The sequence below is a fragment of the Hahella sp. NS-SX17 genome, from assembly GCF_057367735.1.
Genome location: NZ_CM170632.1, coordinates 5,869,697 through 5,893,312, shown reverse-complemented (window position 1 = coordinate 5,893,312; position 23,616 = coordinate 5,869,697). Strand labels below are relative to the sequence as shown.

The 23,616-nt window shown below is 55.3% G+C and carries 24 protein-coding genes and 3 tRNA genes; all 27 read left to right on the top strand.

The genetic code is table 11. From position 1 onward, the window contains the following. Positions 1–211 precede the first annotated feature (211 nt). The 27 genes from csrA to fliQ all read left to right on the top strand — a co-directional run bounded on the left by csrA (position 212) and on the right by fliQ (position 23,607). Positions 212–415, top strand: a complete 204-nt coding sequence (gene csrA, locus AC2IBB_RS26250; RefSeq protein ID WP_011398946.1) for a carbon storage regulator CsrA — start codon at positions 212–214, stop codon at positions 413–415. Between the two features lie 77 nt (positions 416–492). Further along, a tRNA-Ser gene (locus AC2IBB_RS26245) sits at positions 493–582 on the top strand. 16 nt (positions 583–598) lie between these two features. After that, positions 599–675, top strand: a tRNA-Arg gene (locus tag AC2IBB_RS26240). 30 nt (positions 676–705) lie between these two features. After that, a tRNA-Arg gene (locus AC2IBB_RS26235) sits at positions 706–782 on the top strand. Between the two features lie 365 nt (positions 783–1,147). Further along, the gene (locus AC2IBB_RS26230; protein WP_486329656.1) at positions 1,148–1,396 is read left to right on the top strand and encodes an OadG family protein; all 249 of its coding nucleotides are present in this window, start codon (positions 1,148–1,150) and stop codon (positions 1,394–1,396) included. Between the two features lie 42 nt (positions 1,397–1,438). Next, entirely contained in the window at positions 1,439–3,250 is a 1,812-nt protein-coding gene (oadA, locus tag AC2IBB_RS26225) for a sodium-extruding oxaloacetate decarboxylase subunit alpha (protein WP_486329655.1), read from the top strand. Between the two features lie 13 nt (positions 3,251–3,263). Beyond that, positions 3,264–4,586 (top strand): sodium ion-translocating decarboxylase subunit beta, encoded by a 1,323-nt coding sequence (locus tag AC2IBB_RS26220; RefSeq protein ID WP_486329654.1) that lies wholly within the window; start codon positions 3,264–3,266, stop codon positions 4,584–4,586. Between the two features lie 123 nt (positions 4,587–4,709). After that, a complete protein-coding gene (gene fliT / locus AC2IBB_RS26215) occupies positions 4,710–5,015 on the top strand; it encodes a flagellar protein FliT (RefSeq protein ID WP_486329653.1) in 306 nt (101 codons plus the stop codon). 221 nt (positions 5,016–5,236) lie between these two features. Then, entirely contained in the window at positions 5,237–6,676 is a 1,440-nt protein-coding gene (locus AC2IBB_RS26210; RefSeq protein ID WP_486329652.1) for a sigma-54 interaction domain-containing protein, read from the top strand. Between the two features lie 311 nt (positions 6,677–6,987). Then, positions 6,988–8,247, top strand: coding sequence for a sensor histidine kinase (locus AC2IBB_RS26205; RefSeq protein WP_486329651.1), 1,260 nt, complete (start codon positions 6,988–6,990; stop codon positions 8,245–8,247). A 27-nt stretch (positions 8,248–8,274) separates the two neighbouring features. Then, positions 8,275–9,678: a sigma-54-dependent transcriptional regulator gene (locus AC2IBB_RS26200; protein ID WP_486329650.1), complete on the top strand. Its 1,404-nt coding sequence runs from the start codon at positions 8,275–8,277 to the stop codon at positions 9,676–9,678. A gap of 124 nt (positions 9,679–9,802) precedes the next feature. Further along, positions 9,803–10,159 (top strand): flagellar hook-basal body complex protein FliE, encoded by a 357-nt coding sequence (fliE, locus tag AC2IBB_RS26195; RefSeq protein WP_486329649.1) that lies wholly within the window; start codon positions 9,803–9,805, stop codon positions 10,157–10,159. A 48-nt stretch (positions 10,160–10,207) separates the two neighbouring features. Further along, on the top strand, positions 10,208–11,926 hold the full coding sequence (gene fliF, locus AC2IBB_RS26190) for a flagellar basal-body MS-ring/collar protein FliF (RefSeq protein ID WP_486329648.1): 1,719 nt from the start codon (positions 10,208–10,210) through the stop codon (positions 11,924–11,926). After that, positions 11,919–12,944 carry a flagellar motor switch protein FliG gene (fliG, locus tag AC2IBB_RS26185; protein WP_486329647.1) on the top strand — a complete coding sequence of 342 codons (1,026 nt, stop codon included), beginning with the start codon at positions 11,919–11,921 and terminating at the stop codon, positions 12,942–12,944. The genes fliF and fliG overlap by 8 nt, the downstream gene beginning before the upstream one ends. A gap of 40 nt (positions 12,945–12,984) precedes the next feature. Beyond that, entirely contained in the window at positions 12,985–13,905 is a 921-nt protein-coding gene (locus AC2IBB_RS26180; protein WP_486329646.1) for a flagellar assembly protein FliH, read from the top strand. Then, positions 13,889–15,256, top strand: a complete 1,368-nt coding sequence (fliI, locus tag AC2IBB_RS26175; RefSeq protein ID WP_486329645.1) for a flagellar protein export ATPase FliI — start codon at positions 13,889–13,891, stop codon at positions 15,254–15,256. The genes AC2IBB_RS26180 and fliI overlap by 17 nt, the downstream gene beginning before the upstream one ends. A 32-nt stretch (positions 15,257–15,288) precedes the next feature. Beyond that, positions 15,289–15,741 carry a flagellar export protein FliJ gene (fliJ, locus tag AC2IBB_RS26170; RefSeq protein WP_486329644.1) on the top strand — a complete coding sequence of 151 codons (453 nt, stop codon included), beginning with the start codon at positions 15,289–15,291 and terminating at the stop codon, positions 15,739–15,741. 276 nt (positions 15,742–16,017) lie between these two features. Beyond that, on the top strand, positions 16,018–16,323 hold the full coding sequence (locus AC2IBB_RS26165; protein ID WP_011398930.1) for an STAS domain-containing protein: 306 nt from the start codon (positions 16,018–16,020) through the stop codon (positions 16,321–16,323). A gap of 66 nt (positions 16,324–16,389) precedes the next feature. Continuing rightward, complete coding sequence (locus AC2IBB_RS26160; protein ID WP_486329642.1) at positions 16,390–18,126, top strand: ATP-binding SpoIIE family protein phosphatase; 1,737 nt, start codon at positions 16,390–16,392, stop codon at positions 18,124–18,126. 2 nt (positions 18,127–18,128) lie between these two features. Continuing rightward, complete coding sequence (locus AC2IBB_RS26155; protein WP_486329641.1) at positions 18,129–18,476, top strand: Hpt domain-containing protein; 348 nt, start codon at positions 18,129–18,131, stop codon at positions 18,474–18,476. 314 nt (positions 18,477–18,790) lie between these two features. Beyond that, positions 18,791–19,831, top strand: a complete 1,041-nt coding sequence (locus tag AC2IBB_RS26150; protein WP_486329640.1) for a flagellar hook-length control protein FliK — start codon at positions 18,791–18,793, stop codon at positions 19,829–19,831. A 102-nt stretch (positions 19,832–19,933) separates the two neighbouring features. Further along, positions 19,934–20,458, top strand: a complete 525-nt coding sequence (locus AC2IBB_RS26145; RefSeq protein WP_486329639.1) for a flagellar basal body-associated FliL family protein — start codon at positions 19,934–19,936, stop codon at positions 20,456–20,458. Positions 20,459–20,587: 129 nt separating this feature from the next. Next, the gene (gene fliM / locus AC2IBB_RS26140; protein WP_011398924.1) at positions 20,588–21,610 is read left to right on the top strand and encodes a flagellar motor switch protein FliM; all 1,023 of its coding nucleotides are present in this window, start codon (positions 20,588–20,590) and stop codon (positions 21,608–21,610) included. Then, positions 21,574–22,089, top strand: coding sequence for a flagellar motor switch protein FliN (gene fliN, locus AC2IBB_RS26135; RefSeq protein WP_486329638.1), 516 nt, complete (start codon positions 21,574–21,576; stop codon positions 22,087–22,089). Before fliM ends, fliN begins: the two co-directional genes overlap by 37 nt. Positions 22,090–22,091: 2 nt before the next feature. Then, on the top strand, positions 22,092–22,565 hold the full coding sequence (gene fliO / locus AC2IBB_RS26130; RefSeq protein WP_486329637.1) for a flagellar biosynthetic protein FliO: 474 nt from the start codon (positions 22,092–22,094) through the stop codon (positions 22,563–22,565). After that, positions 22,552–23,313, top strand: coding sequence for a flagellar type III secretion system pore protein FliP (gene fliP / locus AC2IBB_RS26125; protein ID WP_486329636.1), 762 nt, complete (start codon positions 22,552–22,554; stop codon positions 23,311–23,313). Before fliO ends, fliP begins: the two co-directional genes overlap by 14 nt. Before the next feature lie 24 nt (positions 23,314–23,337). Continuing rightward, positions 23,338–23,607 carry a flagellar biosynthesis protein FliQ gene (gene fliQ, locus AC2IBB_RS26120; RefSeq protein ID WP_011398920.1) on the top strand — a complete coding sequence of 90 codons (270 nt, stop codon included), beginning with the start codon at positions 23,338–23,340 and terminating at the stop codon, positions 23,605–23,607. Positions 23,608–23,616: the final 9 nt, after the last annotated feature.

The following is a 23,616-nucleotide window of genomic DNA, read 5'->3' as shown; positions in this document are numbered from 1 at the left end:
GTGATGCAGGTCGCACGAAAATATAGAAAAAGATCAACCGGAATTCGCAATTTCTTAACGGCGGTTATTAACCGTCCTTTTAAAAATCGGATTCTCGATAATAATAAAAAAGTGCAGTAGGTTGACGAAGGGCTTGTGGAGCGCAGTACATCTACAAGTAATCGACAATTAGGTCATTTTTTGGAATAGGTCGTTCTTTAAGGAGAATAAGATGCTAATCTTAACCCGCCGCGTAGGCGAAACTCTGATGGTTGGTGATGATGTAACCGTTACCGTTCTGGGGGTGAAGGGTAATCAGGTGCGTATCGGCGTCAATGCGCCGAAGGAAGTAGCTGTACACCGCGAAGAAATTTATCAGCGTATTCAGCGTGAGAAATCTGCTCAGGCTGGCGAGTCGGACCATCAGGACGATTAATTGACGGTACCACAAACTTTTTTTGAATAAGGACTATCATTCATAAAATTTTGTGGTACTATACGCCCCGCTTTTGCGGAGAGATGGCCGAGAGGCTGAAGGCGCGCCCCTGCTAAGGGCGTATGGGGGAAACCTCATCGAGGGTTCGAATCCCTCTCTCTCCGCCACTTTAAGTTTTGATGCGCGCTCGTAGCTCAGCTGGATAGAGTACCTGGCTACGAACCAGGCGGTCGGAGGTTCGAATCCTCCCGAGCGCGCCATTTAAATCCTTAAAGTTTCCAATTTGTTGCGCGCTCGTAGCTCAGCTGGATAGAGTACCTGGCTACGAACCAGGCGGTCGGAGGTTCGAATCCTCCCGAGCGCGCCATCTCCTAACTGTTTTTCTGCAGTATCTAAAACAGTAGATGTTAGGAAGTCGATTCGGCTTCAAATATGTGATGTCTACAGTTCGATTTTCCCATTTTCGACATCGTTCATTTCCATCTTATCTAATGCTGTTTTCCTTCACCGGCGCATCGTAATTTTCTACGCTATGGTGTTGAGTTCTCAGTTTTTTTGGGTTTTTTCGTCAATAGGGGAAAACCGAAGTTTTACGGTTGCGCACCCCTAGTTTTATCGGTATCTTACGCAAGATTTGCCGCCGAGAAGCGGCCCTGCGTTTGTTCTTTAAGCACATGAAGCGCGTCTAAGCACCTCCTTCATGCTGGTATATCAAAGACAGGTATCGATCATATGAGTGAGCTTTTTCAGCAGGCAGTTACCCTGATGGCGGCAGGAATGGGATTCGTGTTCGTATTCCTGGCCCTATTGGTTGGCGCAACAAATCTGATGTCGAAAGTCGTCAATCGTATTGCGCCGGAAATTCAGGTAACGCCTCCTCCTTCCGCAGGCAATCCTACGCCTCCCCCGAATAACAATAATGACATTATGGCTGTTATCACGGCCGCAGTCGCCAAACACCGTTCACGCCACAAGAAGTGAGCGCCAGGAAATTCGCGAGAGTAAACGAAAGGCTAATAACCCATGACAACAACGAAAAAACCACTAGGTATTACGGACGTAATATTGCGTGATGCGCATCAGTCGCTGCTGGCCACGCGCATGCGTTTAGACGATATGCTCCCCATCGCCGAGAAACTCGATAAAGTCGGCTATTGGTCCATTGAGTCCTGGGGCGGAGCCACCTTTGATTCCTGTATCCGCTATCTGGGGGAAGATCCATGGGAACGCATTCGCGAGTTGAAAAAAGTGATGCCGAATACGCCGCAGCAGATGTTGTTGCGCGGGCAGAACTTACTGGGTTACAGACATTACGCTGACGATGTTGTAGAGCGCTTTGTTGATCGCGCCGCAGCAAATGGAGTGGATGTTTTCCGGGTTTTCGATGCGATGAATGATCCTCGTAATCTGGAAACAGCAATCAAAGCTGTGCTGAAAGTCGGCAAGCATGCGCAGGGCACCTTGTCCTATACAGTCAGCCCGGTCCACACCATCGAAATGTGGGTGGAGCTGGCCAAAAAGATTGAAAGCATGGGCGCTAACTCCATCGCCATCAAAGACATGGCGGGGCTGTTGAAACCTTACGTCGCGTATGAGTTGGTCAGCCGTCTGAAGAAAGAATGCTCAGTGCCCATTCATATGCAATGTCACGCCACTACCGGCATGTCTACCGCGACTGCGCTGAAAGCGGCGGAAGCAGGCATCGACAATGTCGACACCGCAATTTCATCCATGAGCATGACTTACGGTCACTCCCCCACAGAAGCCCTGGTCGCCATCCTGGAAGAGACTGACCGCGACACAGGTCTGAACATTCACTTGTTGGAAGAGATTGCAGGCTATTTCCGCGAAGTGCGTAAGAAATACGCCAGGTTTGAAGGCAGCCTGAGAGGCGTAGACTCCCGTATCCTGGTGGCGCAGGTGCCAGGCGGCATGTTGACCAATATGGAAAACCAGCTGCGCGAGCAGGGCGCTATCGACAAGTTGGATGCGGTGCTGGAAGAGATTCCGCGCGTGCGTGAAGATCTTGGCTTCATTCCTTTGGTGACGCCCACCTCACAAATCGTTGGCACCCAGGCGGTGCTGAACGTGTTGACTGGCGAACGTTATAAATCGATATCCAAAGAAACGGCAGGCGTGCTGAAAGGCGAGTATGGCGCAGCGCCAGCGCCCTTCAATGCTGAGTTGCAGGCGAAAGTGCTGGAAGGCGCAGCGCCTATTACCTGTCGTCCGGCTGATTTAATCGAACCGGAAATGGATAAGCTGACGGACGAGCTAAAAAAACTGGCTGTCGAGAAAGGCGTAAAGCTGGCGGCCGAGGCGGTCGACGATGTGCTCACCTATGCACTGTTCCCGCAGGTTGGGCTGAAGTTTCTGGAGAACCGCGGCAACCCCGCAGCGTTTGAGCCGGTTCCCAGCGCCGATGACGTCAAGCCGGCGGCGCAGGCTGCGAAAAATGCAGCGCCTGCAGGCGGCCCTGAGGTGTACACCATTGTCGTCAACGGACAGACCTATGTGGCGCAAGTGTCTGAGGGCGGCGATATCACTCAGGTAGCCCCTGTCGGGGCGGCGCCGGCTCCTGCCGCGCCTGCTCCAGCCGCGGCGCCGACGCCAGCTGGTGGCGGCGTGTCAGTTCCTGCTCCTTTGGGTGGAACAATTCTGCGTCTTGTCGTTCAAGCGGGACAAACCGTTCAGGAAGGCGACGTACTGCTGTACTTGGAAGCGATGAAGATGGAGACGGAAATCCGTGCGCCGAAAGCCGGACATGTCGCCAGTATCGATGTCAAAGTGGGCGATGCAGTCTCCGTCGGCCAGTCTCTGTTGAAACTGGCTTAAGAGGTAGCGTTGTATGAACGGATTGTCCCAGCTGGTATACGGCAGCGGCCTGTATAACCTGGAATGGGGGCAGGCGGTCATGATGGCCATCTGCCTTGGTTTGTTATTCCTGGCGATACGCAAAGGTTTCGAGCCTTTGCTTCTCCTGCCGATTGGTTTCGGCGGTTTGTTGGCGAATATTCCAGAAGCCGGACTGGCTATGTCGGCGGTTGAGAATGCGATACACCTTGGTTCTCCGGAACAGTTGGTCAATCTGGCGGCTGCGTTGAATATTCCTTATGACGTCACGCAGGCAATAACGCCTGAAATCCGGCATGAGTTCATATTGGCTTATAAGAGCTCTAATGCGGCGATGCATCAGGCGGTTGGGTTTGCGGCTCAGGATATGGGCTTCAGCAACGGTATGCTGTATCTGTTCTTTGATGTCGCCATCATGAGCGGTGTAGCTCCTTTGCTCATTTTTATGGGCGTTGGCGCGATGACTGACTTTGGTCCCCTGTTGGCTAATCCCAGAACACTGATGCTTGGCGCGGCGGCGCAGTTCGGTATCTTTGGAACCGTCCTCGGTGCGGCGGCTCTGGACGCCACTGGCCTGATTCCATTCTCTATCAAGGAAGCCGCGGCAATCGGCATTATTGGTGGTGCGGATGGCCCGACGTCGATCTATGTCTCCACCTTGCTGGCTCCCCATCTATTGGGAGCAATCGCTGTGGCGGCATACTCCTATATGGCGTTGGTGCCATTGATTCAGCCGCCTATCATGAAGGCGCTGACCAATGAGGAAGAACGCAAGATCAAGATGGAGCAGCTCCGTCATGTGTCCAAAGCGGAGAAAATCGTATTCCCGATTATCCTGCTGGTCATGGTTGCGATGTTCCTGCCTGATGCAGCGCCGCTGCTGGGTATGTTCTGCTTCGGCAATCTGATGCGTGAGTGTGGCGTGGTGGACCGTTTGAGCGATACTGCGCAAAACGCCTTGATCAACATCGTCACCATCGTTCTGGGTCTTTCTGTCGGCAGTAAGCTTTCTGCGGACAAGTTCCTGGACGTGCAGACCCTTGGCATCCTGGTGCTGGGTATGGTGGCCTTCTGCGTAGGCACTGCATCCGGCGTACTTATGGCGAAACTGATGAACAAGCTTCCGGGCTCGAAGGTCAACCCGTTGATCGGTTCTGCCGGGGTGTCCGCTGTGCCAATGGCGGCGCGGGTGTCTAATAAGGTTGGCCTGGAGGCGAACCCGCAAAACTTCCTGCTGATGCATGCGATGGGGCCGAACGTGGCTGGCGTTATTGGATCGGCGGTAGCTGCGGGCGTGATGATCAAGTTCTTGAGCTGATTCCGCTATTTTGAAATTCCGGCGCGCCAAATAAAAATAATAACCGCGCCGGAAAATCAATCCTCGGAGTGCTACACTAGGCCCAGAGAGGCGTATCACAGTCCAGCACAGGTCGAATTCTGAATGTCGCAGTTGGCAAGCGCGTTGAAAAAGTTAGCGGAACAGATAGAGCAGTTGGCGGCCCAGTCCAAGTGGGATGAGCTTATTGCTCTTGAGCCTACGCTACGCGAACTGGTGCAGGCGACCGTAACGCAGGCAGGCGAAGAGGAGAAAACCCAACTTATCGCTACGTTGACCCGACTGCGCAGTATCTACGCTGATGCGGTTGAGCACGCTGGCTCCAATCGCTCCGAATCCGCCCAGGAGTTAACCAGCGTTCGTCGCAGTCTGAAGGCGGCGCAATCCTACCTAAACACCTCCAAGTTTTAACTATCCAATTCAGCGGTCGTCTATTTTTAATCGTCTTGACGACAATTTTTTGAACGTTTTTTATCCGTATATCTAAATTCGACTATTTGCGTCATTTATTTGACCACTCCCCGAAAGCGTACTTTAATTCTTGGGAAAGAAAAGGTTACTCCTTGCAAGATGGAACCGGGTGACCGAGATGGAGGCTCAGGACATTTCAACAAATGTAGTACTGAGGTTACATGACAAGTAAAGACAGCACTGTCCTCTTGGTCTGCGATGACGACGCACGCAGACAGGCCATAGAAGTGATACTGGCGTTTCTGGGCGAGCCTGCTCTGGCCACGGATGCGGACAACTGGGTAAAAGCGTGTAAGGACGCCTCATTGAACGCTACGGACATGGCTGTGGCGTTGATGGACGCCAGTGTGACGAAGGTGGAAGATTTTCTGGCGAAGCTGGAGGAATGGGACCCGGGCCTGCCTGTGCTGATGGTGGGGGAGCGTGACCTGTCTGAAATAGACGAAGACCTGCGCCGCAAGGTGATTGTTCAGCTTGAAGAATTACCTCACTACAACAAATTTATGGATAGCCTGTATCGCGCACAGGTTTACCGCGAACAGTACGCCGCCAAGAGTGGGCGCGGCAAGCAGCGTGAGATTCTGCTGTTTCGCAGTCTGGTCGGCACCAGCCGCAGCGTGCAGAAAGTCCGCGAACTGATGTCCCAGGTGGCGGACAAAGAAGTCAGCGTGTTGATTACCGGTGAATCCGGCACGGGTAAGGAAGTCGTCGCGCGCAACCTGCATTACAACTCTCACCGTCGCAACCAGCCTTTTGTTCCTGTTAACTGTGGAGCAATCCCTGCGGAGCTTCTGGAAAGCGAACTTTTCGGTCATGAAAAAGGGGCTTTCACCGGCGCCATTACCTCTCGCGTCGGACGTTTTGAACTGGCGCAGGGCGGCACTTTGTTTCTGGATGAAATCGGCGATATGCCGTTGCACATGCAGGTGAAAATTCTAAGAGTACTGCAGGAACGCACTTATGAACGGGTTGGCAGCAGCAAAACGCTGGAGGCCGATGTCCGTATCATCGCCGCTACCCATAAACACCTTGAGGATATGATCGAACGGGGCGACTTCCGGGAGGATCTGTACTATCGCCTTAATGTTTTTCCCATCGAAATGCCGCCATTGCGAGAAAGAGCGGAAGACGTGCCGCTGTTGATCAATGAGTTGATCTCCCGTATGGAGAAGGAAAAACGCGGCTCCATCCGCTTTAACTCTGCGGCGATCTTGAGTCTGTGTCGCCATGAATGGCCTGGCAATGTCCGAGAGCTGGCTAACCTGGTCGAACGTTTGGCCATCATGCATCCTTACGGTGTAATAGGCGTGCAGGAGCTGCCGCTGAAATTCCGTCATGTGGAAGATATAGAGCAGGGCATGGAAGATCTGGAGGAAGGCTACTCAGGCGAGCCTGGTTTGGTGGGACTCAACTCTCCGGCAGTGTTGCCCGTTAATGGATTGGACTTGAAAGAGTATCTCGCCAATCTGGAGAAAAGTCTGATCAAGCAGGCCCTGGATGATTCCGGCGGCGTGGTCGCCCGCGCGGCCGAACGTTTGCACATTCGTCGCACCACCCTGGTGGAGAAAGTGCGGAAATACAATCTGAATGCAGATGAATAAGGCAGGCTAGACCCTGAATCACTTCTGATTTCTTTTTCTGTTGAGCCCGGCGTTGTCCGGGCTCTGTCATTTTAACTCTCCGCGTTTTATTTGCTCCATAAATCCGCCTGCGTACGGGCTTGATGACTCACGCCGAACCTTGGCGCGGAGCCACTGGCTCGTCAATTTTCTGTCGTGGCGATTAGTCCTTTTGTTCTAACCCCATGAAACTCCGGCGTTAATCAGGGCTGGCATAGAAAATGATTGATTACGCTTCAAACAGGTTTTTCGTCAATGTTCCAGCGATACGGACAAGTGATCGGAGAGGCAATATGAGCGTACCGAAAATTTTGTCGGCGGCGGATCAAGAGCAGTCGGTAGCGGTGATCCACCATCTGGCCCCTAAACATGTCGGGTTTGACGATGCGACGCAGACGGCGTCCGCAGACCCGGGTTTGGATCGGGCGATGAGTATGTTCGGCGCAATCGCTGATCAGATTTCCCAAACCTACCAGGATCTTAGTGGACGAGTGAATCGACTAGCCAGTGAGCTGGATTCCGTCAGCGTTAGCCGGCAACGAGAACATGAAGACAAGGCGCGCATCGCCAACCGTCTGAAAACGCTGCTACAGGCGCTGCCAGTCGGGATTGTAGTGCTGGATGCGCGGGGCTCAGTGCAGGAGTGTAATCCCGCCGCGGTAGACCTGCTGGGCGAGCCGCTGCAAGGCGAGCGTTGGGTGGCGATCATCCAGCGCTGTTTCGCCCCCAAGGCGGATGATGGGCATGAGGTCTCTTTAAAAGACGGCCGTCGCCTGAGCATTCAAACCTGTTCGCTGGAAAACGCGCCTGGCCAGCTGATCGTGTTATCAGATTTGACCGAAACCCGTGAACTGCAATCCCGTTTGTCCCGCAGCGAACGTCTGTCTTCCATGGGCAGAATGGTGGCGTCTCTGGCGCACCAGATTCGCACGCCGCTGTCCGCCGCCATGCTGTATGCCGGCCACCTTTCCCAACCTGAGCTGGATGGTTCGCTGCGAGTGAAGTGCGCGCAGAAACTGATGTCCCGTCTCACACATCTGGAGCAGCAAGTCCGCGACATGCTGATTTTCGCCAAAGGCGACGCGCCACTGGCGCAACGTATCGCCTGTGCGGAACTGTTCTCAGAAATTCAGGCGGGGGCGGAGCCCGAAGCGCAGCGGAAACAGGTCTCTGTGCAATGGAGCATCGACTGTGGCGAACTGGAAATTCTGTGTAATAAAGACGCTTTAGTCGGCGCAGTATTGAACCTTTTCAATAACGCTCTGGAAGCGGTAAAAGGCGCGGATCATCCCCAGGTTGAAGTGAGTTTGAGCGCTCCGGGGCAGGGGTTTCTCTGCCTGGAAGTGCGCGATAACGGCGTGGGATTTGACCCTGAAGAGAGCTCCCGTTTGCTGGAGGCGTTCTATACCACCAAGTCCCACGGCACCGGCCTTGGCTTGGCGGTGGCGCAAGGTGTGGCTCAGGCGCATCACGGGCGCTTTTTCATCACTTCCGGCGGTCCAGGTCTGGGCGCCCGGGCCATTCTCACCCTGCCGGTGCGCCATTCCGCCTGACTCATGAATCTTTGAAGGAGACATACCATGAACAAACCGACACTGCTGATAGTGGAAGACGATCTGGAGTTACTGGATGCGCTTACTACTACGCTGGAAATGAACGGGTATGACTACATCGGCGTCGATTCCGCCAGAGAAGCCTTGAGCGTTCTGGAACAGCGCGCCGTGGACATGATTATTAGCGACGTCAACATGCCGGGCATGAACGGCTTTGAGTTGATGCTGGAAGTACGGCGTCAATATCCCGGCGTCCCGGTCGTACTGATGACCGCCTATGGTCAGATCAGTCAGGCGGTGGCCGCCATGCAAAGCGGCGCTGCGGACTATCTGGTCAAACCCTTTGAACCACAGACGCTGTTGGACACCATCGAGAAGTACATGGGCGGCGCCGGCGGCGATTCCAGCGCAGACGAACCTGTGGCGGTGGACGGCGCCAGCAAGCGGATTTTCCAATTGGCGCAGCGTGTGGCGATGACGGACTCCACCGTTCTGATCTCAGGCGAAAGCGGCACTGGCAAAGAAGTGCTGGCGCGCTACATACACCGTAAGTCCGCCCGCAAGAATGCGCCTTTCGTGGCGATCAACTGCGCCGCCATTCCAGAAAACATGCTGGAAGCGATTTTGTTCGGCCATGAGAAAGGCGCGTTTACCGGGGCTTACGCAAGTATGCCGGGCAAGTTTGAACAGGCGGACGGCGGCACCATTCTGCTGGATGAAATTTCCGAAATGGACCTGGGGCTGCAGGCGAAACTGCTGCGGGTGCTGCAGGAGCGGGAAGTGGAGCGCATAGGCGGACGCAAGAGCATTCGGCTTGATGTGCGAGTGCTGGCCACCACCAACCGGGATCTGAAAACCTACGTACAGGAAGGGCGTTTCCGGGAAGATCTCTATTATCGCTTGTCCGTATTTCCGATTCATTGGCGCCCGTTGCGCGAACGTCGCGCCGATATCGTACCCTTGGCGGAGCACCTGCTGGCGAATCATGCGCAGAAAATGAAGCTATCCTTCGTACGCTTTGATGACAGCGCGCGTCAGGCGCTATACAGCCACGACTGGCCTGGTAATGTGCGTGAGCTGGATAACGCCATTCAGCGCGCACTGATTTTGCAGCAGAACGGGCTAATTACTGCGGCGGATGTCTGTCTGGAAGGCGTCAGCATGGACAGTCTCTCGGTGCTTGGCGCCCCTTCTGCCGCCATGCCTGAGCCGATGGAGGAAATGGACGATCTGGATGATGTCAGCGGGCTCGGCCAGGAAATGCGGATGCGCGAGTTTCAAATCATTCTCGACACACTGAAAAGTGAGGGCGGACGCCGCAATAAAGTGGCGGAGAAACTGGGCATTTCGCCACGTACTCTGCGCTACAAAATCGCCCGTATGCGCGAGTCCGGCATTGATATCGACGAACAAATGGCGCGGGCTTGCTGACGTCTTTATCGTCATGTCGAAGGCGCTGAAACTGGTATGTTTTCTGCAGAACTAGTTTAAACGAAACGGCTCTCGACGACATTTTGACAAGACGTTTCGATAGCTTGGGAATGTGGAGGCGGTTATGACAAATCGGGTCGATATCAACAACGTGCTGGCGGACATCCGTAACCTGCGCTCGCAGATGCGGCAGTCGGCGCGCGTCGAGCAGGAGCTGTCCACAGAGCAGCTGAATCCTACCCGCAAGCCTGAAGAAGTTCCCGAATTCAGTCAGATGCTCAAGCAGGCGGTGGATAACGTCAGCGATTTGCAGAAAACCTCGTCAAACCTCAGAACCGCCTATGAGCAGGGCGACCCCCAGGCGGACCTGGCCAAGGTGATGATCGCCTCGCAGAAGTCGTCAGTGGCGTTTCAAGCGCTGACTCAGGTGCGCAATAAGGTGGTCCAGGCCTACGAAGACATCATGAAAATGCCTATCTGATCGGCTCAGTCATTCTAATTAAGCAGTAAACAAGCATCGAGGTGGACAATGGCTAGCGTTCCCGCACAGGTCGACGCCCAGGGCGGACAGAATAATGACGTGGATCTGGTGGAAAACCGCAGCGACATGATGCTGGGGTTCAACCGTTTATCACTGTTGCGCCAATTGGTGTTAATGGTCGGCGTCGCCGCCAGTATCGCGATGGGAGCGGCCATCATTTTGTGGGCGAATGAGCCTGCTTATCAGCCGTTGTATCCGGACATGAGCGTTTACGACAGCACGGAAGTATCAGACATCCTCAGTCAGAACAATATTCATTTCAAAGTGGAGCCTAAATCCGGCGCGTTATTGGTGTCGGCGGAAGACGTGAGCGTCGCCAGAATGCGCTTGGCCGCCGCCGGCGTCACCCAGGACAGAACTTTGGGCTATGAGTTGCTGGATAAAGATCAGGGGCTCGGAACCAGCCAGTTCATGGAATCCACTCGCTACCGCCGGGGCCTGGAAGGTGAGTTGGCGCGCACTATTTCGAGTCTGCGTAATGTGAAAACCGCACGGGTGCACTTGGCGATTCCCAAGCAGAGCGTGTTCGTGCGCGATAAGCGCAAACCATCCGCTTCTGTTCTGGTGGAGCTGACGGGGTCGCGCAGTCTGCATCAGGACCAGGTGGAAGCTATCGTTAATCTGGTGGCCGGCAGCGTGCCGGAGATGGACCAGCGCGACGTCACCGTCGTGGACCAGCGCGGCAACCTGTTGTCACAAAACAATCTGACCGAAGACGATTTGAGAACCTCCCGAGAATTCCAGTATGCGCGCCGCATGGAAGAAGTGCTGACTGGGCGGGTCAACAGCATTCTGGAGCCGATATTGGGTTCGGGACGGTTCCGCGCGGAAGTGTCTGCGGATGTGGATTTCACCGCCGTGGAACAGGCGCAGGAAACCTTCAATCCCGATCCGCAGGCGGTGCGCAGTGAGCAGGAGATTGGCGAACAGCGCATCGCCGGCAGCAATCAGGGGATTCCCGGCGCTCTGTCCAACCAGCCTCCCGGGGTGGCGGCCGTGCCGGAACAGGCGGGCGTTGCGGGCGCCGCCGCCAATGCGACGGCCAACAGCCAGGCGACGGATATCCGTAAACAAACAGTGCGTAATTACGAGGTCGATCGTACTGTCAGCTACACTAAACAGCATCAAGGTAAAATTCAGCGTCTCACCGTCGCGGTAGTGGTGGATGACCTGCGTCGGGTCGGCGCGGACGGCGCCGTCACTACGGCGGCGTGGCCGGAAGCGGAGTTGCAGCGTCTGACCGTATTGGTGCGGGATGCCGTGGGCTACTCCGCTGCGCGCGGCGACAGCGTCAATGTCATCAATACGCCGTTCATGGCGGAGGAAGTCGAAATTGGCGACTATGAAACGCCGCTTTGGGAGCAGCCCTGGATACGGGAGCTGATCAAGTGGGGCGTGGCCTTCCTCATTGTGTTGATTCTGGTTTTCGGGGTCATTCGTCCGACCTTCAAAAACCTGTCCAGCGGCGGCGCTGACGCCAAGAATCTGGCGCTGGCGGGCGATGAAGAGGGGCTGGCGGAGCTGGAAAGTCTGGGCTCTGGCGTAGGTGAGGGAGAAAGTGTAGGCTTAAACGCAGCGGGCGATTTTTTACTGCCCGGCTCCTCTGAAGGATATGAGAAAAAGATTAACGCGCTCAAAGGACTGATTGCTGAAGATCCGGGGCGAGTGGCCCAGGTTGTTCGTCAATGGGTAATGGCTGATGAGTGACGAGAAAGGTGAGAAAAAACCGGTACGCAAAGTCTCCCGCGTGGAATCTGCGGCGATTTTGCTTATGTCTCTCGGTGAAGCGGACGCCGCCCAGATTCTAAAACACATGGGGCCCAAGGAAGTGCAACGTGTGGGCGCGCAAATGGCGCAATTGCAAAACGTAACCCAGGATGTGGTAGAGCACGTCACCACGGAATTTCTTGAAGCCGTCGGCGGCCAGACCGGCCTGGGCATCGGCGCCGACGATTATATCCGCACCATGCTAACCCAGGCCCTGGGGGAGGATAAAGCCGCCAGCCTGATCGACCGGATTCTTCTGGGCGGCAACACCACTGGTCTGGATACGCTGAAGTGGATGGAAGCGCGGGCGGTATCAGACATCATTCGCTACGAGCATCCTCAGATACAGGCTATCGTCATCTCCTATCTTGACCCTGACCAGTCTGCGGAAGTGCTATCCAATTTCGATGAAAAAGTGCGGTTGGACATCATCATGCGGGTGGCGGCGCTGGAGACCATTCAGCCCCAGGCGTTGCAGGAACTCAATAATATTCTGGAAAAACAGTTCTCCGGTGGCTCTTCGGCGCAGACCAGCAGGATCGGCGGCGTCAAACGCGCGGCGGATATTATGAACTTCATGGACTCCAGTCTGGAGGCGCCCTTGATGGAATCCATCAAGGATGTCGATGCGGATCTGGGCAGTCAGATTGAAGACCTTATGTTCGTGTTCGACAACCTCAAGGATGTGGATGATCGCGGCATCCAGTCCCTGTTGCGGGAAGTCTCCTCCGACAACCTGATTCTGGCTTTGAAAGGCGCCGACGAAGACTTGCAGGAAAAGATCTTCCGCAACATGTCGAAGCGCGCGGCGGAGCTGTTGCGCGACGACCTGGAGGCGCGCGGCCCGGTGCGCATCAGCGAAGTGGAAACGGCGCAGAAGGAAATACTCACTATCGCGCGGCGCATGGCCGAAGCCGGCGAAATCATGCTGGGCGGCGGTGGCGAAGAAATGCTGTAAATCCGCCGCCTGCGCAACGCTACACTAACAGAGCCAGCCGATGAAAGATCAACCTGAAACCATCCCCAAAGAGAAACTGACGGCCTACGAGCGCTGGGAGCTGCCGGTTATGGGGGAAAAACAGGATGCTCCCAAGATCAAGCCTCCTACCGCTGCGGAGCTGGAGAGTATTCGCCAAAGCGCCTATCAGGACGGGCTGGAGCAGGGCAAGGAAGAAGGCTTCCAGAAAGGCTTTGAACAAGGTCTCGCTGAAGGTCGGCGCAAAGGTGAGCAGGAGGGGCTTGAGCAAGGGCGCAAGAAAGGCGAAAGCGAGGCGGTGAAGAGCAAGAGCGCTGACATCGAAAAAGCATTGGAGAACTTCGAGGCGCTGGCGGTGGAGCTGGAGTCGCCGATCCGCAAACATCAGGATGAGGTGGAGGAGGCCTTGCTTAACTTGGTGTTGGCGATCTCCCGAGCCGTTGTGTTCCGGGAGTTGAAAGCAGATCGCTCACAAATACTGACAGTATTGCAGGAAGCCCTGGCGGCGCTGCCAAACACGGAAGAGCTGGTGACTATTTACCTGAATCCTCAGGACCTCGCCTTCGCCAAAGAACATTTACCCCTTGAAAAAGGGACCCGCTTTCAGCAGGACGCAGCGCTGATGGAGGGCGGCTGTCGTGTGGAGACCCGCCACACCTTATTGGATTTCACGGTGGAGAAACGCTTCCAGACCACTGTCCAGCAGATGCTGTCCCGTCACAGCGACGATGTCGCCTTGCAGGAAACCAAAGACTTCACTGACCAGATGGGAGAAATGAGCGATCTGCATCGTGACTTGCTGGAGAAAAATGCGGAGGAGCTACAGGCGGCGGCCGACTCAGGCGCGGAGCAACCCAGCACCGAAGCAGCAGAGGCTGAAAAGCTGAATCAGGCGGCTGCAGAGAGCCCGGATACGCCGGAGGGCGATGATGAGTCTGGTTGAGCGCTTGCGCAACTATGAACGCTTCGTGCCGACGCAGGCGCGACCGGAGCTGAATGGGCGTCTTACCCGCGTTGTCGGGCTGACTCTGGAAGCGGTGGGCTGTCCGATGACCCTGGGAGAGCGGTGTCTGATTGAAGTGCGCGGCGGCCGCATGGTCGAGGCGGAAGTGGTTGGTTTCTCCGATGACCGGGTGTACCTGATGCCGTTGGCGGCGGTGGAAGGCCTGCAGCCTGGCGCCAAAGTGAAACCCATGGCGGGCGTTGGCCGCATTGGCGTAGGCGCCTGCCTGTTGGGGCGGGTATTAGATGGCGCGGGCGAGCCGTTGGACGGCCGCGGTCCACTGCAGGCGGAGCATCACGTCGAACTGTTCGGCGCGCCGATCAACCCTTTGCACCGCGCGCCCATTCGGGAAAAGCTTGATGTGGGCATTCGCACTATCAATTCCTTGTTAACGGTGGGTATTGGTCAGCGTTTGGGATTGTTTGCAGGCAGTGGTGTGGGCAAGAGTATGCTGCTGGGCATGATGACCCGCTTCACCACGGCGGACATTATTGTGGTCGGCCTTGTCGGCGAACGGGGTCGCGAGGTGAAGGAATTTATTGAGGACATTCTTGGTGAAGAAGGTCTGCATCGCGCTGTCGTCGTTGCGTCACCCGCTGACGATTCGCCTTTGATGCGTCTGCGTGCGGCGGTGTTGACCACTCGCATCGCCGAATATTTTCGCGATTTGGGCAAGAACGTACTGTTGTTGATGGACAGTCTGACGCGCTACGCTCAGGCGCAGCGGGAAATCGCCCTGGCGGTGGGCGAACCGCCGGCCACCAAAGGCTATCCGCCCTCTGTGTTCGCCAAACTGCCGCAACTGGTCGAGCGGGCGGGCAACGGCAAGCCCGGCGGCGGCTCCATTACGGCGTTCTACACTGTGCTGACGGAAGGCGACGACCAACAAGACCCCATTGCTGATGCTGCGAGGGCGATTCTGGACGGGCATATCGTGCTGAATCGGCGACTGGCGGAGGAAGGGCATTATCCCGCCATAGATGTCGAAGCTTCCATCAGCCGGGTCATGCCTCAGGTGACGACGCCGGACTACTTGCAAAGGGCGCAGCGTTTCAAGCAGTTGTACGCTCGCTACCAGCAGACGCGCGACCTGATCAGTGTCGGCGCCTATGTGCCCGGCTCGGACAAGGAAACCGATTACGCGATTGAAAGATTTCCCCACATGCGTAAATTTTTACAGCAAAGTCTGCGGGAACGCGCTACGCTGAATGATAGCGCACAAGGGTTGAACCAATTGTTCACCCCGGCTCCGGCGCAAGGCGCCGCGCCCAGAGCCCCGGCGAAACCATAGGGTTTACTCCACTTTAGTTCAGGTGCTTTAACGTGGCGGAGAAAAAGAAGTCGCAAAGGTTGTCGCTGGTGCTTGATCTGGCGGAGCGGGACGAGGAGAGCGAGCGCAAGAAAATGGGCGATATCCGACGCAGAGTGGAACAGGCGGAAGGTAAGCTGGAGCAACTGGTCGCCTACCAGCGGGATTATCAGGATGAATTAAGGGGTACTCAGAACGGCGTACGCTCAGTGCGTCATATCCAAACCTATCATGTCTTCATCAGCAGGCTGGGCTCGGCCATCGAGCAGCAGCAACAGCAGTTACTGTTGCTGAAACAGCAGTTGTCGCAACAAACGGAAGTGTGGCGGGCGGCGTATCAGAAAAAAAATAACATGCAGGACTACATTGATCGTTGCAAGAAAGAGGAAGCCTATTACGAGGACAAGAAACAACAGCGCAATCTGGACGACGCTGTCGGTCGCCGCGCCTATCACAACAGACATTAATACATTGTTAAAAAAGTTTTTTGGTTTTAGCGAGTTAGCTGGAACAGGCGGAAAATGCGTCTGAAAGTCAGTTTTTGTCCACGGCCAAACAGTCGTCAAATAAATGAAAACTGGAAATTTAGTAAAAATCAGCTATTGATGAATTAGTAAGAATATGAGTATTGAAATTCATAGCGTACTATTCGTAATATCCTGAATTTCATATAAAAAGAACACTGATTGGATTTAAACGATCCAGATGGTTTGATTAGGGGAGCGCCAACAGAAGGAGGCAATATGTCTATAACGACAAGCCGCTCTGACGATAATGCCGAACTGACCATTCGCATTAAAGGGCGATTTGATTTCAGTTCCCACCAGGAATTCAGGGATGCGTATGAAAACCCTGAGGGACCGTTCGAGCAGTACAAGATCGACATGACGGAGACGACGTATCTGGACAGCTCCGCTTTGGGGATGCTCCTGTTATTGCGGGATTATGCGGGCGGCGACAACGCCAAGATCTGCATTACTAACTGCAACAATGACGTCAGGAAGATATTGACGATTTCCAACTTTGAACAATTGTTTGTTATTCAATAAAGCGCCCATTGTCGTCGGGCGCCTGAAACGGACTTTCCGCCATTTATGCGCCTATCGGGTATTGCTATGAAACAATCCCTGGACTCAGAAATGGCCTCGTCCGTTCTCGGGTCCCAGAAAACGCTTAAAATTCTCATCGCCGACGACAACCAGTCCGACCGCATGATCCTGCAGAACATCGTCAAAAAGCAGGGGCATGACACGGTGACGGCGGTGGATGGCGTGGACGCCATCGAAAAATTCTCAGAATTTCGTCCGGATATTGTGCTTCTGGACGCATTGATGCCTCGCATGGACGGCTTTGAGGCGGCGCGGAAAATCAAGTTGCTGGCGGGCGAAGACTTGATTCCCATTATCTTCCTCACGTCTCTGAGCGACGCTGAATCTCTCGCCAAGTGCCTTGAAGCCGGCGGTGACGATTTTCTGTCGAAACCCTACAACCGCATTATCCTGCAAGCCAAGATCAACGCCTTCAATCGCATGCGGATCATGCATAAAACCCTGTTGCGGCAGCGGGATCAGATCGCTGAACACAACGACCATATGGTGCGCGAACAGCAGGTCGCCAAAACCGTGTTCGACAACGTTGCCCATGTGGGCTGCCTCGGCGCCAACAACATCAAACATTTGCTTTCGCCTCTGGCGGTTTTTAACGGTGACGTGCTGTTGGCCTGCCAGAAACCATCCGGGGGCATGCATGTGTTGCTGGGCGATTTCACCGGCCATGGTTTGCCTGCTGCGATAGGGGCCATGCCGTTGGCGGAAATCTTCTATGGCATGACCAGTAAAGGTTACGCGCTGGGAGATATCCTCCGCGAGTTAAACCAGAAGCTGCGTAAAATTCTGCCGGTGGGTTTTTTCTGCTGCGCCTGTATGGCGGAACTGAATTTTGAGCAGGAAGAAATCGAGATCTGGATTGGCGGCTTGCCGGACTGTTATCTGGTGCAGGGCGACCAGTTGGTCAAGGTCGCTTCCAACCGGTTGCCTCTGGGCATCCTGAAAGGCGAAGCTTTCGATGCGCGCACCTATCGTTTTGAAATGAAGCACGGCGACCGGGTGTATCTATGGTCGGACGGCATTGTCGAGGCGACCAACGCCAAAAGCGAGATGTTCGGTGAGCAGCGATTGCAACAGGTCTTCCAGGACAACCTGCATGAGCCTAACCTGTTTGAAAAAATCCGCCGCTCCGTAGTCGACTTTATGGGGGAAGGCGGTCCCAGCGACGATCTGACGCTGGTGGAATTGACCATGATGCCGGAGAAGGAACTGGGGATAGAGAACAACTATCTCACCAACACCGGCCTCAAAGGGCCTCAGCACTGGCGAATGGCTTATGAACTGCGCAATGACTCTTTAGCGATCTTTGATCCAGTGCCCTTGTTGCTGCAGATCGCTATGGAGGTGCCCGGCCTGCGCACGCGCAACGGCGAAATGTTCACCATTCTGAGCGAACTGTACACCAATGCGCTGGAGCATGGCGTGTTGGGCCTGCATTCAAAGCTCAAAGCCAGCCCGGACGGATTCGCGGAATACTATCGCCTGCGCGAGGAACGCATCCGTCAGCTGGACGGCCATTTCGTTAAAGTGGACGTGGGCCATAAAGGCGCCGGCGCCGGCGGCGTGTTGACGATACGCGTGGAAGACAGCGGAAAAGGCTTTGATTATCAGAAGCTCGACGGTAAATTACCGGGTCCGACCTGTTATAGTGGTCGTGGCACAGCCCTGTTGCTCTCCATGTGCAGCCGCGTGGAGTACTTTGGCCAGGGCAATATCGTTGAAGTGGATTATGAGTGGCAAGCTTGAATATGAGTTCGAACGATCTGTCTCACCTTGATATGGGCGCCCTGGCGGAATTGCGGGAAGTAATGGAAGACGATTTTCAGATATTGGTGGAGACCTTTATCGGAGATACCATCGAACGCATGCGCGCCATTCGCGCCACCCTCGATTCTAATGACGCCGACGCTTTCAGTCGAGGTTGTCATAGCGTGAAAGGCAGCGCCACCAACCTGGGCTTGCCCGCGCTTTCCGAGCTGTGTCGGCAAGGGGAGTTGATCGGCAAGTTCAAGCAAATGGACAAAGCGCGGGAAGTGTTCGCCTCCATTGAGCAGGAGTTCGAGACTGTCCAGTCCTTGCTGCGGGAGCAGGTATAGCCGGGGCCGCTCAAACAGTGGGGCGTCCCTACTGGACCGTCCCCCTTCGTTGTCACTGACCTTTCAAGTTTCCCTTCCTTCCAGGCGCCACTTGGCCTGATCTGTGCATTCATCCTTTAAAACCCAGGTTTTGCCGCTTCTGCGATGGCGTTTGCCGCGCTGGTGACGGTGAGACCTATTGCATCCGCAGGTAAGTTGTAACTTGGATTTGAGGACAGTAAATGGACAGCTCAGTGGCATTTATTGATGTACCCAAAGTCGCGCCGAAACCATCTCCCAAGCCTTCAGGCAATCAGAGGGGTGAGGCTAACGCTATGAATGATAAGGAAGATCGATTCTCAGAGGTGTTGGATAGGGAAGTCGCGGACAAGACGGATAAAGTGGACAAGAAAGACGCTAAAGCGGAAAAAAGCGATGAGAAAAAAACGCCTGACGACGATAAATCAACAAAGGATGCGGAGACGGTTGCGCAAGTCGCGCTGGCGGACATAGAGCCGAATGCGACACAGGGCGGAGTGAAATTGCCGTCAGGGGAGCAATCCTCGGCGGAAGACAATGAAGAATCTATCAAGGCAATGGTCCTGGCCGAGTTGTCAGCAGATGCGCCAATGGAAAAGGAAGGGGAAGCGGACCCTACCGGACAAAACGCTCTGACGCCTCTGGCGCGGGCGGTGCATGACGCTGTTGAGGGCGATGAGGAGGCAGTGGGTGAGAAAAAGAGCGGAGAGCTGGTCAAGCTGACTCAGGCGCTTGCCGCTCAAGCTAAGGGCGGGGAGCAGGAGGCTGGCGCAGAGGGTGAAACTCTGGACGCAGCGCTGGTGAAACTGGCGGAAAGCCAGAACTCGGCTAAGCCCAACGCTTTGCACGGAGTCGCCGCCAACCTGCGTGCGGAGTTCAAAGTTGATGCGGCCGCGCCGCCCTATGTCACGACCTTGCAACAATCAGTACAGGGCGATGACTGGAGTGAGGGGATGGCGCAGAAAGTAGTCTGGTTCGTGGGACAGAAGATTCAATCCGCCAGCGTGCATCTGAATCCGCCGGAGCTGGGGCCGATTGAAATGAAGATCCATGTGCAGAAAGATCAGGCTCATGTGCAGATCCAGAGCCCACACGCCATTGTTCGGGATATGGCGGAAGGTACCGTGCAGCGACTGCGGGAATTGCTGGCGGAGCAGGGGCTGCAGTTATCCCAGTTTGACGTATCCAGTCAGCAGCAACAGGCGGGAACCGGAAATGGCCAGGAGTCCGGTGGCGCTGATGGCGGTGTGCTCGGAGAGAGTGACGAAGAGGGCGCAGCGACGATGGGCGTTGAGCAAGCGTTGGCCACTGAGCGCATGGTGGATTATTACGTCTGATGGTTTTTTACTGAAAAATCAAAGGAATGAACTACACTTATCGACAAGGAGGCGGTGACCTCCACAGTAATCGGATTATCTGTCGATAGTGGAAGCAGAGATATGGCGAAAGATAACAGTGAAGAAGGCGGAGAAGAATCTGGTAAGTCAGGCGGCTTAAGCAAAAAGCTGATTATTATTGTCTCGCTGGTTTTGCTGATTGCTGTGGGAGCCAGTGTAGGAGTGACCATGATGTTGCTCAAGTCTTCTCCGGATGACGGCTCGGATACGTCGGCGGAAGGCGGCGAGCAGGCTGCGCCGGTGAAAGCGGAAGCTATATATTACGATATGCGTCCGCCTCTGGTGGTCACTTTCGATTACAAAGGCAAACAACGATTTCTGCAGGCGAGCATCAGTTTGCTGACTCGGAATCAGGGCGTGCTGGACGGGGTGGAGCTGCATATGCCCGTCATCCGTAACCGCTTGATAAATTTGTATAGCGGCAAAGATTTTGAAAACGTGCAGACGGATGAAGGTCGGCTGGCGCTGCTGTCTGAGTCGCTGGAAGCCATCAACACTGCTCTGAAGGAGCAGAGCGTGAACGGAGAAATTGAGCAGGTGCTGTTCACCAATTTCGTGTTGCAGTGACCTTTGGGCGCGGAGCCGCCGCGCCAAAACGCTGACGGACCTGTGGCGGGACTTGTTATGTTCCTGCTTCAGGTGATAGAACTAGACGCATAACATTTCCTGTTGGACCCTGGGTCAAGGTGTAGGGCTGTGCAAGATTTATTATCCCAAGACGAAATTGATGCGCTCTTACATGGCGTGGACGATGGCGACGTCGACACCGAGGAGGATGTCGATGCGGCGGGGGTGCGCAGTTACGATCTGACCAGTCAGGACCGTATCGTACGCGGTCGCATGCCCACACTGGAGATGATCAACGAACGTTTCGCCCGTTACACTCGCATCAGCCTTTTCAACCTTTTGCGCCGCAACGCCGATGTCGCTTCCGGCGGCGTGCAGATTCTGAAGTTTGGTGAATATATTCACACCCTTTACGTGCCGACCAGTCTTAATCTGGTGAAGATCCGGCCGTTGCGGGGGACCGGGCTGTTTATTCTGGACGCCAAGCTGGTGTTCAAGCTGGTGGATAACTTTTTCGGCGGCGACGGCCGTCACGCCAAGATCGAAGGGCGCGAGTTCACGCCGACGGAAATCCGCATCGTGCAGATGGTGCTGGAGCAGGTCTTCCATGATATGAAAGAAGCCTGGAATGCGGTAATGAAGGTGGATTTCGAATACGTCAACTCAGAGGTTAACCCGGCCATGGCGAACATCGTCAGCCCCAGCGAAGTGGTGGTGGTGAGCACCTTCCACATCGAGCTGGACGGTGGCGGTGGCGATATGCACGTGGCCATGCCGTATTCCATGATAGAGCCCATCCGCGAGGTGCTCGACGCTGGCGTACAGAGCGATGTCGACGATGTCGACGAACGCTGGATCAGCGCTCTGCAGCAAGACATTCTGGAAGCCAGGGTGCCGCTCAACGCCGCCGTGGTCAGACAAAAGATTTCCCTGCGCTCCCTGTCGCGGTTGAAGCCGGGTGATGTGATTCCGGTTGAGCTGCCGGAAACCATTACGGTGACCGCGAACGGCGTGCCGATATTCATCGCCAAGGTAGGGCAGTGTAACGGCAATCTGGCGCTCAAGATTGTAGACAAGATCAAGCGGTCGGCGGCGACGCCGACTAAGGAGGCGCAATGGCTGAAGACGACGACAATAAAGAAAACGATTTAGACGATACGAAGTCGGAAGAAGAGGCGCTGGCGGACGAATGGGCCGCTGCGCTGGGTGAGCAGGAAACGACTGAAGACGGCGACAGGGAGGACGAGTGGGCGGCTGCGATGGCGGAAGCTGAAACGGCGGAAGTCAAAGGCAAGGCTGCTGATGACGACATCCGCGCCGCTTCTTTTGAAACTTTCGACGAAACCATGCCGACCAGCGCGCCGGGTGCGCCTGATCTGGACGTGATTCTGGATATTCCTGTCACCATTTCCATGGAGGTAGGCAATACCCAGATCGCCATTCGCAACCTGCTGCAGCTTAACCAGGGGTCGGTCATCGAGCTTGACCGGCTCGCCGGGGAGCCCTTGGACGTGCTGGTCAACGGCACCCTGATCGCTCATGGCGAGGTGGTGATGGTTAACGAAAAATTCGGCATTCGTCTGACGGACGTCATCAGTCCCTCCGAGCGCATCAAGAAACTGCGGGGGTAGGGTTGAAACGTAACGGACTTAACCTGACTCGCATTTATGTCGCCCTGGCGACAGGCTTGTGGCTTTGGGCCCCGGCCCTGGCGCGAGCGGCGGAGGAAGCCGCCGCCAAGAAGCCGGTGGCCGGCGTGGAGACCGGACAACTGCTGCAGGTCGGCGGGGCCCTGGTGCTGGTGCTGGCGCTGATCGGCGGAGCCGCCTGGGTGATGCGCCGGTTTACCGGTCTCGCTCCCCAGCAACATCAGCATTTGAAAATGCTGGCGGTGCTGCCCGTAGGAACCCGGGAGCGCATCGCATTATTGCAGGTCGGCGATCGTCAAATAATCGTCGGTATCACTCAACATCAAATCACCAACCTGCTCACACTGGACGAGCCGCTAGAACTGTCGCCACATAGCGGCGAGTTTGCACGGAAGTTGCAGAGCCTTATGCGTCGTACTGAAAACGAAGCAAAAGGCGAAGCGAATGGCGCGCAATAGGGTCCTGCGATTAACTTACCTGATCTTGTTTTTGATGCTTCCCGGAGTCGCCTGGTCGGCTCCGGACGCTATCCTGCCGGCGGTCAAGCTGGTGACCAACCCGGACGGCACGCAGGAATACTCCGTTACTCTGCAAATTCTGGCGCTGATGACGGCGCTGACTTTCATTCCCGCTTTCTTGATGATGATGACGTCCTTCACCCGCATCATCATCGTGTTTTCCATCCTGCGTCAGGCCCTGGGTTTACAGCAGGCGCCGTCTAACCAGATTCTGGTGGGCATCGCTCTGTTTCTGACATTTTTCATCATGGGGCCGACGTTCAAGCAAGCCAACGAAATCGCGCTGCAGCCTTATCTTGCTGAGCAACTGACAGCGCAGGAAGCGGTGGCCAAAGCCAGCGAACCCTTTCGTGAGTTTATGCTGCTTCAGACCCGCGAAAGCGATCTGGGGTTATTCATTCGCCTGGCGGGAGATGAAAATAAATACGCCAACCCGGAGGAAGTTCCGTTCACGATTCTGATGCCGGCGTTCGTCACCAGCGAGCTGAAGACCGCTTTTCAGATCGGCTTCCTGATTTTTATTCCCTTTCTGATTATCGACATGGTAGTGGCCAGCGTACTGATGGCCATGGGGATGATGATGCTGTCGCCGATCATTATTTCACTACCGTTCAAGATCATGCTGTTCGTGCTGGTGGACGGCTGGGCCCTGATTATGGGAACGCTGGCCGCCAGTTTCGGGGTGTAACCCGGATAACCGAGGAGAACGATTATGACGCCGGAAGTGGTGCTGGATATTTTTCGCGAAGCCCTATGGCTGATCGTCACCCTGGTGACGTTGATTGTGGCGCCGAGTCTGGTGGTCGGGTTGATCGTCAGTATTTTTCAGGCCGCCACCCAGATCAACGAGCAGACCTTGAGCTTTCTACCCCGTCTGTTGGTGACGCTGATCGTGATTATCATCGCCGGTCCCTGGATGCTGACGCAGTTGATGGAGTACACCGATATGCTCATCACCAGCATTCCTGACGTCATCGGCTAGGGGAGTCGC